Below are 13,219 nucleotides of genomic sequence, written 5' to 3' on the forward strand. Positions count from 1 at the left end.
CATTTTTTATAAGCCTTTTAACATCCCGCCGTCCAGAGGAATATTGGCTCCAGTCAGATAACTTGCATATTCGGAGCAAAGGAAAGCGACGAGATAACCGTATTCTTCAGGTTTACCCAGACGCTGCGCAGGAACCTGTTTCAACCGCAATTGTAGCGCTTCCTCGTAGGATATACCCATACGTTGAGCGTCAAGGTTGGTTAGCGACTGGATACGGTCCGTATCAAAAAGGCCTGTCAAGATGCTATTGACCGTCACCCCTTCTTTAGCGACATCCGTTGCCAGCGATTTACTCCAGCTAAGCAATGCTGTACGGATCGTATTAGACAACACTAAATTAGATACCGGTTCTTTCACAGTTGAAGAAGACACATTAATAATACGTCCGTATCGATTTGCCAACATATAAGGCAGCGCACATGAGGTCGTGTAACAGTGATTTTGAAATAAGAGTTCAAAAGCATGCTGGTAATCCGCCAGATTTTTTTGGTCTATGGTTCCTGCTTGAGGCCCATTCGAATTGTTGATTAAAATATCCACCTTATTCGACTCAAAATAATGTGTTATCTGCTTTTTGTATGCTTCGTGATCATTGTAGTCCACTACGATATATTGGTGCACCTGTCCTTTGGAGGTATCAAGACCTTCACATGTACGTTGTAGCTTTTCCTCCTGTCGGGAAGCCAATGTTACAGATACGCCACATGAGGCAAGCACTTGGGCAATACCTGCACCTATACCAGCAGAGCTCGCTCCGATCAGGGCTTTTTTCCCATTTAGATTGATTTCCATATCTTTTTATTTTTTATTTTATAGCGTGTATGTATGCATAGCCAATCATCATGGCTGAAAATGCGTTCTAACCCCGGTTAATCGTTGTCCTTTGCTCGGATCATAGCAACAAATAAATATATGGCAAAGACCCATGCTGAGCCAAGGCATATCCAGGCAAAAATGGGAATTCCCCACCACTGTGGTTCTACGCGTGCGACAATAATCATCCCACCTAGTAAATTGAGTGACATAAACATAATTCCGATGACAATACGATTGACCCCCTTGCGTAAAATAGCATTAAAAGATCGCGCACTGATCAATCGATGGTTGAGTGTAAAATTTCCTGTTCGAAATAAGCGCACAAGGGCGCGCATATCTTCAGGAAGTTTTTCGACATCGCGCGCAAAAGATTCAACTTTATGTTTTCCTTTTTTGAAGATTGCCTCTGGAGAGAGCCGCTCCATCATAATCCTACGTGCAAAGGGCTTGATACTCTCCATAATATTAAGATCGGGATATAACTGGCGTCCAATACCTTCCATCAACGAAATGCCCCGCATCAACTGATAAATATATTCCGGAAAATACAAGCGGTTGTCACCAATGATGTTCCACAATTTATTGAACAATAAATCTAAGCTAAGATCCCCGAGAGATACATTATCAATCATATCGAAAATCTCATATAGGGATCTTTCAAACCGGTTACGATCCGGAATATGGCTCACCACGGCAACGTCTTCAATTACGTCAGCAAGCCGGACAGCATCTTCGGAAATAGCCGATTGAATAAACTCTTCAAGCTGCCTACGGTCTATCCCCAATAATTTACCCATATTTCCGAAATCCAAAAAAGCAATCCGTCCATCCGGCATCACCATCATATTGCCGGGATGGGGGTCGCCATGAAAGAAACCATGAATAATCACTTGCTCAAGGTATAAATTGATCCCATTTTTGACCAGCGTTTGGACATCCATTCCCCGACGTTTAATTTCAACGGCATCAGTTACCTTGAAACCATCGAGATATTCCATGCAAAGAACATGGTCCGACGAGAGTTCAGGATAAACACGGGGTACCTTGATCAGTTTATTTCCTTTAAAGTTCTTTGTGAAGCGTTCGATGTTATGCCGCTCAATCACCAGGGACATCTCTTCCTGCATGGTCGTAGCGAAAGATTCAACAATCAGCAGAAGGTTAAGGTTTTCCAGTACATCATTGTACATGGTTAGGATTTTGGCAATATCACGCATGAGTGCTAGATCACAGCGCATAACCTCATCGATACCGGGACGTCGGACTTTTAAAACGACTTGGGTTCCATCTTTTAAGATTGCGCGATATACCTGTGCGATAGAGGCCGCAGCAAAAGGTTCGGCAGTAATCTCCTGGAAATGCCCATCAATATCCAGCTCAAGTTCTTCTTTGAGATAAGATTTAATATCCACTTCAAAAGGGGGAACATTATCCTCAAGGCGCTTAAGTTCATCTACGAGATCTTTGGGCAACAATCCTTCCCGGGTCGAAGCAGATTGTCCAAGCTTGATAAAAGCCGGACCGAGCTCCTCAAGCGCCATGCGAATACGGGCATAAACACTGATCTCATCGACATCTATAGGATGTTCTATGGCTGATCTGGGTCCTTTCCACGGCAATCGAGCGATTGCATCTTTAAAACCATATTTGGCCAATATACTTAAGATCTGAGAACTGCGCTGTAACTTCTTTGTCGGATTATACATAATGGACAATGATTTTCGATAACAATATACGAAATATCCTCGCGCTATAAACACGAACACCTGTAAAACAAAGTAGATATTTCATATGGTCGCTCTATTCCGTTTCCATTTGATCCAATTTCTCCTTGATCTCCGTGATATACCTACTGTAGTAGCAACGAATCATAATTTCTGTCAGGCCAACAACAAGGACGATAGACACAATTGCCGAAAGAATCATCCATACAATAAAGTTCGGTTCCTCTTGGAAAGTTTCCTTGAAATGGTACAACCGATCAAACCACACCGTTGTCTTATTCTGTGCTATCATAATAAGATATAGAAACAAAGCTTGTGGAATCATCACATAGGCCGCAATACGATAAGTCTCTACGGCATACTTCAAATCGTAATACAACTTGAGCAAGTGTTCTTTAGAAGCCAACAACTCGATCTTTTTCGTGCTCTTTACCAAATAAAAGAACCTCCGGTAATATAAAAGACTTGATAATGATATCTGTACGATAAAAAAGTAATAGGCAAATGCCGCATAACCTTCAATCTTATACATTGGCAAGATAGGCACCAAAAACAAAAAGCCCATACAAACGACCCAGGAGATAAACTCGCGTTTGATATTCTTGCGCAACTTGCCCATGATATTGCCAACTTCCTTATAGTATTTGAGATTTGGATTCTGTAAATCCTCATCTGTAGGCTGTTCCTGCCAAGATTTCTTTAACTCATCAAAATTCATACTTGTATTTTTTAATGATTTGTTGAATTCGCTCCTTCGTGCGGTTTAATTTTACGCGGGCGTTGACTTCCGATATACCCAGATTCTCTGCAATCTCGCGATGACTTTGACCTTCCAAAAACAAAAATATCAGGGCTTTTTCAATTGCATTGAGCTCTTGAACGGCCTGGTAAAAGACTTTCAGTTGCTCATCTTTATCGGTATCGTAAGCTTCTTCTGCAAAATCATGTCGCTCCTCTAACGCATCATAAATCTGATGCTTCTTTTCTTTTTTTAAGAATACCATTGCGGTATTGAGGGCAACACGGTACATCCACGTTGAAAATTTACTCTGTTGCTTAAATGTCGCATAGGATTTCCACAGCTGATACACGATTTCCTGATACAGATCTTGCCGCCCCTCATGATCATCCATATACATACGGCTCACCTTAACGAGAATACCTTTATTCTCGTCAATCAGTCGAAGAAATTCTATTTCCGATGGGTTCACCTAGCGATTTTTCTTTAAATATATTTAGGTAATAAGTATAGCAAACAAACAAAGTGTTACAGCTTTATTTAAAATTATGTAAATTGTTATTAAAATAGAGACTAATCGCTGAAGATTATGGAGAATATATTTTATCAAGGTCAAATTATATGGGCGCAGATCGACGCAAATAGGCATATGCGGCATTCTGCTTACGCAGACATATGCGCTCAGGCCCGTAGTAATATGTTGAACAAAATGGGTTTTTCACTGGATAAATTTGCCGAATTTCATATCGGTCCGATTTTATTCAGGGAAGAACTTATCTATTTTAAAGAAGTACATTTGGATGAATATGTACAGGTAAAAGTAGAACTGACGAAATACAACAAAACAAATAGTCGTTTTTCATTTATACATCAGGTTTTTCGTCATGACGGAGTTTTGTGCTGTACCGTTAACGTCGATGGAGCCTGGCTGGACCTTCAAAAGCGGAAATTAACCAAATTACCAGAAGAGATGGAGCCTTATCTCGCCAAAATTCCCCGATCTGAAAACTATACGGAAACGGAATAGTCTTTTCATCATGTCAAGATCATCCTTATAAAAGAAAAATCCCTCGGAACACAAACGGAACTCCGAGGGATTAAAACATAAACTAAACCTAAAAACTATTGCCTTTTATTCATCTTTTGGTCATTCCCAAAATGAACTATTTCCTGTGTATTGCTGAATTATTTAACTTCAATCAAACGTTTTGCAATGATTGCATCTTCTTTCTTGCCAACAGTCAAAATTAATATCCCACCTTCATAGGCAGCATCGATATTGCTGTAATCTACGGTCTCTGGCAATGTAAATGATCTTGAGAACGAAGAGTAATTGAATTCTTTTTTGCTGTATAATTTTTCTTCACTAACACTTTCCTCTTTTTTCTCAGCTGAAATCGTAATTAGATTTTTATCTACATTGATCTTAAAATCAGATTTATCCAATCCGGGCGCTGCCATTTCAACTTTAAATGATTTTTCGGATTCCGATATATTGACTGCCGGCACACGGGATACCAAACGATCTGAGATGAAGTTATCATTGAATAAATTGTCAAATACAGTGTTTACAAATGGATTTACTGCATCAGTGTTTAAACTTTTTGTAGGGAATTTAATTAATGCCATTTTTTGTCCTCCTAATTTTTTGTTTTATTGTTAAGCTTTTTTGTTCTAACTATTTGAAGAGAATTATTCAATTTGCGTACCAGCAGCTTTTAAAAGACAAAATGTCATTTTAAAATGAAAATAAATGCCATTTTGACTCATTCACAAATTATTGTTAGCGACTTAGCGATCAATCTGTCATCGACACCCCGTCCTATCCTAAATTATCCCCATATACAAACTAACGTATAGGAGACAAAACAGTTTATCAGAAGGTGTTATTTTTTTATTAAGCATCTGAAGCGGAGCGTTCAACTAACAGACTCACGTAGAAGAGAAAAACAGTTTATCAGAGGGTGTTATTTTTTTATTAAGTATTTCAAGCGGAGCGTTCAAAAAAATCATTAAGGTTGATTTTGTTCCAATGTAGCAATCAATAAGAATTTGACGGCATCGTAAATATAGTCCTTAGCCTCTGCATAGGAGATCCCATAGCGTCGAGGTACGACATCAGCATAATGCGAAAATGGTGTAAATAATTTATCATAATAAGCATCCAACTGCACCATTGTCGGCAACTCAAAAGCCAAACGAAGCTGAAACCGACGGATAATGGCTGTATCCAATATTTCGGGATGGTTGGTTGCTGCAATCAATACCGCTTCAGCAGGAAAATAATCGATCAACTGTATAATGGTATTCACGAGACGACGCATTTCCCCCACATCCTTTTCTTCACTAATTCGTGCCTTTCCTATCTGATCGAATTCATCTAAAAACAGAACTGCTTTTTCACGCCCAGCTTTATCAAAGACCTGTTTAATGTGCTGCGAGGTTTCACCAATACGAGAAGAAATGAGGTTGCTCAGATTCAACACATAAATTGGTTTTTCGAGCGCTGTGGCCAAGGCTTTCGCCGTTGTTGTTTTTCCGCAACCAGAATAACCGTGCAGTAAAATCTTATTGCTAACCGGCAGACCATATTGTGAAAGCTCTTTAATATAACGATGCTCTTTAATCAGCTGATGGAGCTTCTGACGGCTCTCCTCTTCCAAGAAGACATCTTCTAAAGCTATCCTTTCCTTATCGGCAATTACAAGATCGTAAATATTCATAATGTTAATTTAAGACTATCAGATAACAGTTGGCAAAACTAAATCTTTCAGCCAGCATATCGCTGATCCAGTTTCAATTTAATCCTTGAAATATTTAAGGCTAACTTGGGAGCAGGAAAGATCTCCACCAAAGGGAGGGTTCGATTTACGTATCACCACTTCGATCGTCACAGCATCGGCCACCCGCAGCCCAATCTGATCTAGTATTTCTGAAGCTGCAGATTCGAGCAATTTTCGTTTAGGCTGCATAACGCTAGCGGTAATCTGATAGAGTTCTTCGTAATTGAGCGTATTTTTTAAGTTCTCTGTCTCCGTATTCAAAAAGGGAAAACATACATCAATAGAAACAAAAAACTCATTGCCAAGCACCTGTTCTTCTTCATAGTAACCTATTGGTGCATAGAATCGGGCTTCTTTCAACGATACTGTTTGTAAAATGGTTGCCATGTACAAACCTAAGGAAATTGTTCCATACAAATGGGATTATTTGTATATTTAGCCATACCAAAAACCCAACAGATGAACTTTTTTTTATCATCAGCACTAGCAACAACGCTCTTATTTGGTGCCACAGCACTGCAGGCCCAAACCAATATGAAAGCCAGTGACACGGAATATTATAGTCCTGTCCCCCCTACATTAACAATCGATCATGGTATTCCAAGCGATGCAATTGTCCTTTTTGACGGGAAGGATCTCAGTAAGTGGAAAAGTGAAAAAGGAAAAGCCAATTGGACTGTAGCCAACAACGTGCTCGAAGTAAAACCGGGAGCTGGAGCCATTGAGACTAACGAACATTTTACCGATTTTCAACTGCATGTTGAATGGAAAAGCCCCGAAGTAATCAAAGGTGAAGGCCAAGGACGCGGCAATAGTGGAATTTTCCTACAGGGGCATTATGAAATTCAGGTATTAGACAACAATAACAACCCAACCTATGTCAATGGTGGAGCGGGTAGTCTGTATAAACAACGTCCACCATTGGCGCAAGTAATTGCACCGGACAAATGGCATGTATATGATATTATTTATAAGGCTCCTCAATTCAGTAAAGATGGAATATTGACCGCTAAAGGAACAGTAACAGTCTTACATAATGGAGTCGTTGTACAAAACAATACCCAAATCGACGGTACCACAGAATATATAGGACTACCTAAGCAGATAAGCCATGGCCCAGGCCCAATTATACTGCAGGATCACGGTGATTTGGTCCAGTTCAGAAACATCTGGTTACGTAAACTATAGGTTTGCAGCAAACAATTTTAGTTAGAAAAGCAACAATTCTGTATTAGGTTTTATAGGGCTATTTCCCTAATTTAGCCCTATAAAATTTAAAAACAAACGGAATGTAATGAGCTCCTTGCGCCATTAATTTCTTACCGCAATAGACTTAGAAGCCTGATGTGAGTGGATTAATGACACGCAAATAACCACTGGAATGGGCTCACTTATGCCGTTGAGTATAAACATTCACACAATATTACAGTTTAATGAAAAGAATTGCGCTATTCTTCTTGTTGGCAAGCTCCATCAGCAGCTATGCACAACGTAACCTCAATTTAGAAGAAACAGTATTTGGCCCCCGAACTTATGCCCCAACATCGATAGCCGGAGCATCGTGGATCCCAAAATCAAACAACCTCTCCTATCTCGATAAATCGTACCAGAACCTATTATCCAAAAGCGCTTCCAATAACTGGAGCGAAACAAATCTCGTATCTAAAACAGATCTCGAAAAAGCACTAAAAACAGCTATCCCGAACGAAACATTTAGTTTGCGCGTATTTCCTTACGACTACAAATGGCGCGACGGAAATGCACTATTACTGCAAGTTGAAGGAAAAGATAAAACCTATACGGTAGCTTACAACATTAAATCAAAAAATATTGAAAGTTTTATCGGTAATGACAACAAGGGAGCTAATCGCGAAGTCAGTTCGGATTTTTCAAAAATCGCCTATTTAGTAGACAACAACATCGCAATTGTTGACAAAAACGGCAAAATTACCGCTGTAACCAACGATACAGACAAAGGGATTGTCAATGGAAGCGATTATACCCACCGTCAAGAATTTGGCATCAAGAAAGGAATGTGGTGGAACAATCAAAATGACAAACTGCTGTACTACCACAAAGACGAAACGATGGTTGCCAATTATCCATTACCGCAATGGAGTCCCAAAATTGCGGATATCAAATGGATCAAATACCCCATGACAGGCCAAAAATCAGAAGAAGTTTCTTTGATCGTTTACAATACCACCACAGGGCAAAAGGTAACCCTTCAAACCGGCGAGCATTCAGAGCAATATTTAACCATGGTTACATGGGATCCTTCTGGTAAATACATCTACGTCGGAGTACTTAACCGTGGGCAAAATGATCTTAAAGTCAACAAATATAATGCAGAAAACGGCTCCTTGGTCAAAACCCTGTTCGAAGAAACTGCGACAACCTGGGTTGAGCCAGAAAACCCATTGACATTTTTACCAAACAAACCGGATCAATTCCTTTATCAATCGGATAAAGATGGCTATAATCAACTTTACCTCTATAACACGGAAGGTAATTTGATCAAAAAATTAGGCTATAAAGATATTGTCATGGAAGCATTCCTTGACTTTTCGGCTGATGGCAACAAAGTAAGTTACACGGGAGTCACCAACAACGGTTTAGATCGCCAATTATTTGAAGTCGACCTAAAATCAGGGAAAACGGTTCAACTAACGAATGAATCGGGCATGCACCATGCTGCGCTAAGCAGCGATGGCAAGTACATCTACGATCAGTATAGTAATTTAAAAACACCAAATAAAATTCAGATCAAAGACGTTAAATCTGCTAAAGAAACAACCTTAGTCAATGCAGAGAACCCTTTTGCCGGAAAAATAAATGATCCTAAAATCGAATTTGTACAGTTGACATCTGCAGATGGAAAATACCCATTGACAGGACGTATCATTTATCCCAACGATTTTGATCCTGCAAAAAAATACCCCGTCATGTACTATTTATACGGCGGATCACATTCGCAGCTTGTTTCTAACAAATGGCTAGGAGGGGCCGGTTATTTTGATATGTATATGGCCCAACAAGGATATATCGTGTTCACCATGGACAATCGCGGCACAAATTACAGAGGCCGGGATTTCTATACGGCCACGCACCGCAACCTCGGTCAAAACGAAATGGCCGACCAGATGAAAGGAATTGAGTTCCTTAAATCAAAATCTTTTGTTGACCAACAACGCATGGGTATTTTCGGGTGGAGCTTCGGTGGTTTTATGACGACTTCCTTCATGCTACATCATAACGATATTTTCAAGGCTGCTGTAGCCGGAGGCCCTGTAATCGACTGGAAATTTTATGAGGTTATGTATGGCGAACGCTACATGGACACTCCACAAGAAAATCCCGAAGGTTATAAATTGACATCTCTGCTCACTAAAGCCGATCAACTGAAAGGAAGACTATTGATTATTCATGGCGCACAAGACCCTGTCGTTGTACAGCAAAACAGCATGGAGTTTTTAGAAGCCTGTATTAAAGCCGGAAAGCAAGTAGATTATTTTCTATACCCGACTCATGAACACAATGTGATGGGGAAAGACCGTATTCATATGTACGAAAAAATTGCAGACTACTTTAATCAACACCTCAAAAATCCATCGTAAAACTTAGGCAAGCTAGAAAAACAAAAAAGGCACCTTTCAATATAAAAGATGCCTTTTTTGTTTTATCATGTACAATACGTATCTTTAATGACAACGCTTTAACCGATTATCCGCAGGCTTTGAAAAAGAACATTCCTTTTACACTTATTATACTGCGCCTTGTCTTAGGCCTGCTGCTGTTGCTCTTTTACTGGCTCAAAGTGGATCATTTTAAATGGTATGCAATTTCATTTCTTGTAATCGGATTATTAAGCGACATATTTGACGGCATTATTGCCCGTAAGCTAGCTGTTTCTACCACGCTGTTACGCAGATGGGACTCCAGTGTCGATCTCCTGTTTTTTGCCTGTATTTCACTGGTAACTTACCTGAGCTGTCCACAATTTTTTAAGGATAATGCTACATTGATTTTGATCTTGGTAGGATCAGAGATATTAACCTACATCATTAGCTTTGCAAAATTTAAAAAGGAAATTGCAACACACTCCATTGGAGCGAAGATCTGGACGCTGTTTTTATTCGCCCTTTTAGTCGAATTACTGCTACATTGCCAATCAACAATCTTATTTCAGTTAACGGTCTGGTTAGGCCTTCTTACACGTTTGGAAATTATTGCTATTATCCTCACGCTCAAAAACTGGTCTAACGACATCCCAAGTATCTATCACGCTATCCAGCTACGCAAAGGAAAGGCGATCCTTAAAAACAAGTTGTTCAATAGTTAATGCGGCTCCTCATCCAAACCTTCAGATAAACTATATAATGTCCAATGTTTTGTTTTTATTGACTGAGATTCTGTCCGAAGCAATTGGATAAAATCCTGCACACCGAGTTCTTCATTCCCATTACCATGAATCAGAACAATACTTCCATTCTTGGCTTGCTGCCCTTTAGCCAACCATGCATCCGAGCCAACTGCAATAAGACCATAAGACAACAGCCGTTCAATAATATTTCGATCTGAAACTAGGCCCGGACAACGAAAAAAAACGGAAGGCATAAGCCCATTTTTTAGCATCAATTTTTCATTCTCCAATACCTCATAATTTAGATTCGTATTTTTAGACAGCAGAAAATTGGACGTTAAAGGGTTATTATTAAAAACATGGTCGTACGTATGATTGATCCAGGTAATCTTTACACCTTTTGTATCCAATGACTTTAGCCATTCCAGATCTGCAGCATGATTTAGCATCCATTTGCCCGAAACAGAAACGGCCAGTGGCAGGGTGCTATCAATTCCCTTAAACGCAACGAGAAGATCCTCAAAAATAGCTTTGTCCAAAGGTTTGTGTGAAGGACATAGATCGATCGTCAAATTAATACCCGCCTCTTTGGGAAGTCTAAAATTCAGTCCCGCATCCTGTAAGTTATTTGCAGTTTTTCTGACCAAGGAAAAACAACTTTCATATACCGAACCAATTAGACTTTTCGTAACCTGAGCCGCATCTTTGTACAGAACGCTTACTGATCGATCTCCTACTACACGCGTTTGCAATGTAGTAGGATCTACCGTTAAATAATATTTTACAGCATTTTTCGTGAAACTACGGATCCCCACCAAGGAATTATTATTTTCACGAAGGATTAACCACTCTGTTCTGTAGTTTTCCAAATTAGCATATGAAGCCTGTCCATAAGAGAATAGGACGCATACCAAAAATAGACAAACAAAAATGAGCTGTTTCATCATCAATTACCACTTGTTCTTTTTGACTGTAGATTTGTTGGCCATACCGTCTGCTTGCCATCTTTATCGATTGGCAATATGATCTTTTCCCGGGAGACCAAAGTTGGTTCTTCACAGGCTAGGTAAGTTAAAATCGCAACGATAATGGCGTTTTGTTTCACCTCATCAAACACAATCTTATCGTAGGTATCGCGATTGGTATGCCAGGTCACTTTACCATAATCCCAGGAAGTGGAAGAGAGCCCAAAGGCTGGAATTCCTTTTTGGACGAAAGAAGAGTGATCACTCCCTCCCGTCCCCGGCATGCCCGGAAAACTGGTTTGGATTTCATTACGGAACTCTTCAGGCAAATATTGCACCCAGCGGCTAATGTATTCGTAGGACTTTTCAAAACCACTCCCCCCGATACGGACAATTCGCCCCGTCCCGTTATCCTGATTCCATACCACCTGTATATTTTTAGCGATCTCGGGATGATCCTCGACAAATGCGGAAGAACCGTTCAGCCCCTGTTCCTCACTTCCCCAGTTACCGACCAAAATCGTTCTTTTATTTTCCGGATAAACCTTTCTTAAAATACGGACTGCCTCCATCATTGTAATCACCCCGGTAGCATTGTCTGTCGCACCCGAAGCGCCGTCCCAAGAATCCAGATGTGCAGAAAGCACAACATATTCGTCCGGTTTTTCTTTTCCTTTGATCTCCGCAATACTATTATAGGTTTTTGATATCCCAAGCTCCTTTGAATTTCCCTGTAGTGATACCCGAGGTTTGACCCCATGTTCTGCCATGCGGTATAACAGACCATAATCTTCCAATCCGACATTAAATACCGGAATCTGTTTGGACTTCGCATCAAAAATCCGTGTGATGCCTGGCAGCTCCGTCCAGTAGGAATCAATAACACCAACGGCTCCCGCATTCTCCAGGGCCAATGGCAATGTCCGACGGGTGCTTCCCGTGTAGGACATGCTGCCTTCCCATTTTTTCAACTGATCATTCTTTAAGGTTTGATATTTTTCATAACCTTTCGGGGAAGCAGACTCCTTCCAGTTGGCATCAGATCTCCCCGACAGTGGATTCATCCCAATCAATACAATCTTGCCTTTAACTGTTTTAAGCCAGGACTGAAAATCAGATTGGGAGCTAAACAAAGGCATAGCGACCACTTCTGCCTCGATCCCTTTCTCCTTCGTCATAGGACTAAAAGCCAACTGTGTACCTTCTAAAGACTTTATTCTCGGATAAGTCATCGTCACTTGAGAAGTTCCCCGTTCCCAGGAACGCCATTCACCATAAGGCTCATTACGAGCCTGTGCTCCAAGCGCATTATAATTTTTGACAACCCAATCGTGCGCCTGTTGCATTTGTGGACTCCCGACAAGACGGGGGCCAATCATATCGACAAGCTCAAACGCATACTTCTCCAATTGTGAATTTGCATTTGCCTCCTGCACAATTGACGAAACCATCGCGTCTTTATTTTGCGCAAAAATAGTTGGAGCGCTCAATAATAGAAGTGCCAGCCCCAAAGATTTCATTCCATGGTATTTCATTGAATCTATCTTCATCTTTATATCATTATTTATAATTAATTGTTAACCAGCGAACACGATCATCTGGAATATATTGAATTGTACATTCACGTTCCTATTTTGTTCACCTATAGCTAATTCAGAAACTCAACGTTTCCTGTGATTGGTTTTTCCGAAAATTACTAAAGAATATTTAAAAAAACACATTCATTTTTAATCAATTAAATAATATGCCCTTATTTAGTTAAAAAGAGAACATAAAAAAGCCTGAAAAGAATCTTTCCAGGCTTTACTAAATATAGATATGAGGGTTGA

13 protein-coding genes are annotated in these 13,219 nt (G+C 40.1%); 4 read left to right on the top strand and 9 right to left on the bottom strand.

Annotated elements, in window-relative coordinates; genetic code table 11:
* Positions 1-6: 6 nt before the first annotated feature.
* From CBM24_RS22895 to CBM24_RS22910, 4 genes are all read right to left on the bottom strand, one after another.
* Positions 7-792 carry an SDR family oxidoreductase gene (locus CBM24_RS22895; protein ID WP_088162867.1) on the bottom strand — a complete coding sequence of 262 codons (786 nt, stop codon included), beginning with the start codon at positions 790-792 and terminating at the stop codon, positions 7-9.
* A 77-nt stretch (positions 793-869) separates the two neighbouring features.
* Entirely contained in the window at positions 870-2,522 is a 1,653-nt protein-coding gene (locus tag CBM24_RS22900; protein ID WP_088162868.1) for an ABC1 kinase family protein, read from the bottom strand.
* A gap of 94 nt (positions 2,523-2,616) precedes the next feature.
* On the bottom strand, positions 2,617-3,258 hold the full coding sequence (locus tag CBM24_RS22905; RefSeq protein ID WP_088162869.1) for a hypothetical protein: 642 nt from the start codon (positions 3,256-3,258) through the stop codon (positions 2,617-2,619).
* On the bottom strand, positions 3,248-3,751 hold the full coding sequence (locus CBM24_RS22910; protein WP_075994087.1) for an RNA polymerase sigma factor: 504 nt from the start codon (positions 3,749-3,751) through the stop codon (positions 3,248-3,250). Before CBM24_RS22910 ends, CBM24_RS22905 begins: the two co-directional genes overlap by 11 nt.
* Before the next feature lie 117 nt (positions 3,752-3,868).
* Here CBM24_RS22910 and CBM24_RS22915 point away from each other — a divergent pair, with 117 nt between their 5' ends.
* Positions 3,869-4,306, top strand: coding sequence for an acyl-CoA thioesterase (locus tag CBM24_RS22915; protein WP_088162870.1), 438 nt, complete (start codon positions 3,869-3,871; stop codon positions 4,304-4,306).
* Between the two features lie 158 nt (positions 4,307-4,464).
* Here the strand turns inward: CBM24_RS22915 and CBM24_RS22920 are convergent, their stop codons facing one another.
* The 3 genes from CBM24_RS22920 to CBM24_RS22930 form a co-directional block, all read right to left on the bottom strand.
* Entirely contained in the window at positions 4,465-4,908 is a 444-nt protein-coding gene (locus CBM24_RS22920; protein WP_088162871.1) for an Hsp20/alpha crystallin family protein, read from the bottom strand.
* A gap of 383 nt (positions 4,909-5,291) precedes the next feature.
* Complete coding sequence (locus CBM24_RS22925) at positions 5,292-6,002, bottom strand: AAA family ATPase (protein ID WP_088162872.1); 711 nt, start codon at positions 6,000-6,002, stop codon at positions 5,292-5,294.
* Between the two features lie 78 nt (positions 6,003-6,080).
* Positions 6,081-6,449, bottom strand: a complete 369-nt coding sequence (locus CBM24_RS22930) for a dihydroneopterin aldolase (RefSeq protein WP_088162873.1) — start codon at positions 6,447-6,449, stop codon at positions 6,081-6,083.
* A 72-nt stretch (positions 6,450-6,521) separates the two neighbouring features.
* Here CBM24_RS22930 and CBM24_RS22935 point away from each other — a divergent pair, with 72 nt between their 5' ends.
* The 3 genes from CBM24_RS22935 (at position 6,522) to CBM24_RS22945 (ending at position 10,404) form a co-directional block, all read left to right on the top strand.
* Positions 6,522-7,250 carry a DUF1080 domain-containing protein gene (locus CBM24_RS22935; RefSeq protein ID WP_088163757.1) on the top strand — a complete coding sequence of 243 codons (729 nt, stop codon included), beginning with the start codon at positions 6,522-6,524 and terminating at the stop codon, positions 7,248-7,250.
* 245 nt (positions 7,251-7,495) lie between these two features.
* Positions 7,496-9,679 (top strand): S9 family peptidase, encoded by a 2,184-nt coding sequence (locus tag CBM24_RS22940; RefSeq protein ID WP_088162874.1) that lies wholly within the window; start codon positions 7,496-7,498, stop codon positions 9,677-9,679.
* A 119-nt stretch (positions 9,680-9,798) separates the two neighbouring features.
* On the top strand, positions 9,799-10,404 hold the full coding sequence (locus tag CBM24_RS22945; RefSeq protein WP_198385987.1) for a CDP-alcohol phosphatidyltransferase family protein: 606 nt from the start codon (positions 9,799-9,801) through the stop codon (positions 10,402-10,404).
* Here the strand turns inward: CBM24_RS22945 and CBM24_RS22950 are convergent.
* Positions 10,401-11,372: a polysaccharide deacetylase family protein gene (locus CBM24_RS22950; protein ID WP_232475610.1), complete on the bottom strand. Its 972-nt coding sequence runs from the start codon at positions 11,370-11,372 to the stop codon at positions 10,401-10,403. The genes CBM24_RS22945 and CBM24_RS22950 overlap by 4 nt on opposite strands.
* Positions 11,372-12,940: a M20/M25/M40 family metallo-hydrolase gene (locus tag CBM24_RS22955; RefSeq protein WP_088162877.1), complete on the bottom strand. Its 1,569-nt coding sequence runs from the start codon at positions 12,938-12,940 to the stop codon at positions 11,372-11,374. The genes CBM24_RS22950 and CBM24_RS22955 overlap by 1 nt, the downstream gene beginning before the upstream one ends.
* Positions 12,941-13,219: the final 279 nt, after the last annotated feature.

Source organism: Sphingobacterium sp. G1-14 (assembly GCF_002196555.1).
Taxonomy (GTDB): domain Bacteria; phylum Bacteroidota; class Bacteroidia; order Sphingobacteriales; family Sphingobacteriaceae; genus Sphingobacterium; species Sphingobacterium siyangense.

Coding starts and splice junctions, on each gene's coding strand:
- CBM24_RS22895 (WP_088162867.1), bottom strand. CDS start 792: ATGGAAATCAATCTAAATGGGAAAAAAGCCCTGATCGGAGCGAGCTCT.
- CBM24_RS22900 (WP_088162868.1), bottom strand. CDS start 2,522: ATGTATAATCCGACAAAGAAGTTACAGCGCAGTTCTCAGATCTTAAGT.
- CBM24_RS22905 (WP_088162869.1), bottom strand. CDS start 3,258: ATGAATTTTGATGAGTTAAAGAAATCTTGGCAGGAACAGCCTACAGAT.
- CBM24_RS22915 (WP_088162870.1), top strand. CDS start 3,869: ATGGAGAATATATTTTATCAAGGTCAAATTATATGGGCGCAGATCGAC.
- CBM24_RS22920 (WP_088162871.1), bottom strand. CDS start 4,908: ATGGCATTAATTAAATTCCCTACAAAAAGTTTAAACACTGATGCAGTA.
- CBM24_RS22925 (WP_088162872.1), bottom strand. CDS start 6,002: ATGAATATTTACGATCTTGTAATTGCCGATAAGGAAAGGATAGCTTTA.
- CBM24_RS22930 (WP_088162873.1), bottom strand. CDS start 6,449: ATGGCAACCATTTTACAAACAGTATCGTTGAAAGAAGCCCGATTCTAT.
- CBM24_RS22935 (WP_088163757.1), top strand. CDS start 6,522: ATGAACTTTTTTTTATCATCAGCACTAGCAACAACGCTCTTATTTGGT.
- CBM24_RS22940 (WP_088162874.1), top strand. CDS start 7,496: ATGAAAAGAATTGCGCTATTCTTCTTGTTGGCAAGCTCCATCAGCAGC.
- CBM24_RS22950 (WP_232475610.1), bottom strand. CDS start 11,372: ATGATGAAACAGCTCATTTTTGTTTGTCTATTTTTGGTATGCGTCCTA.
- CBM24_RS22955 (WP_088162877.1), bottom strand. CDS start 12,940: ATGAAGATAGATTCAATGAAATACCATGGAATGAAATCTTTGGGGCTG.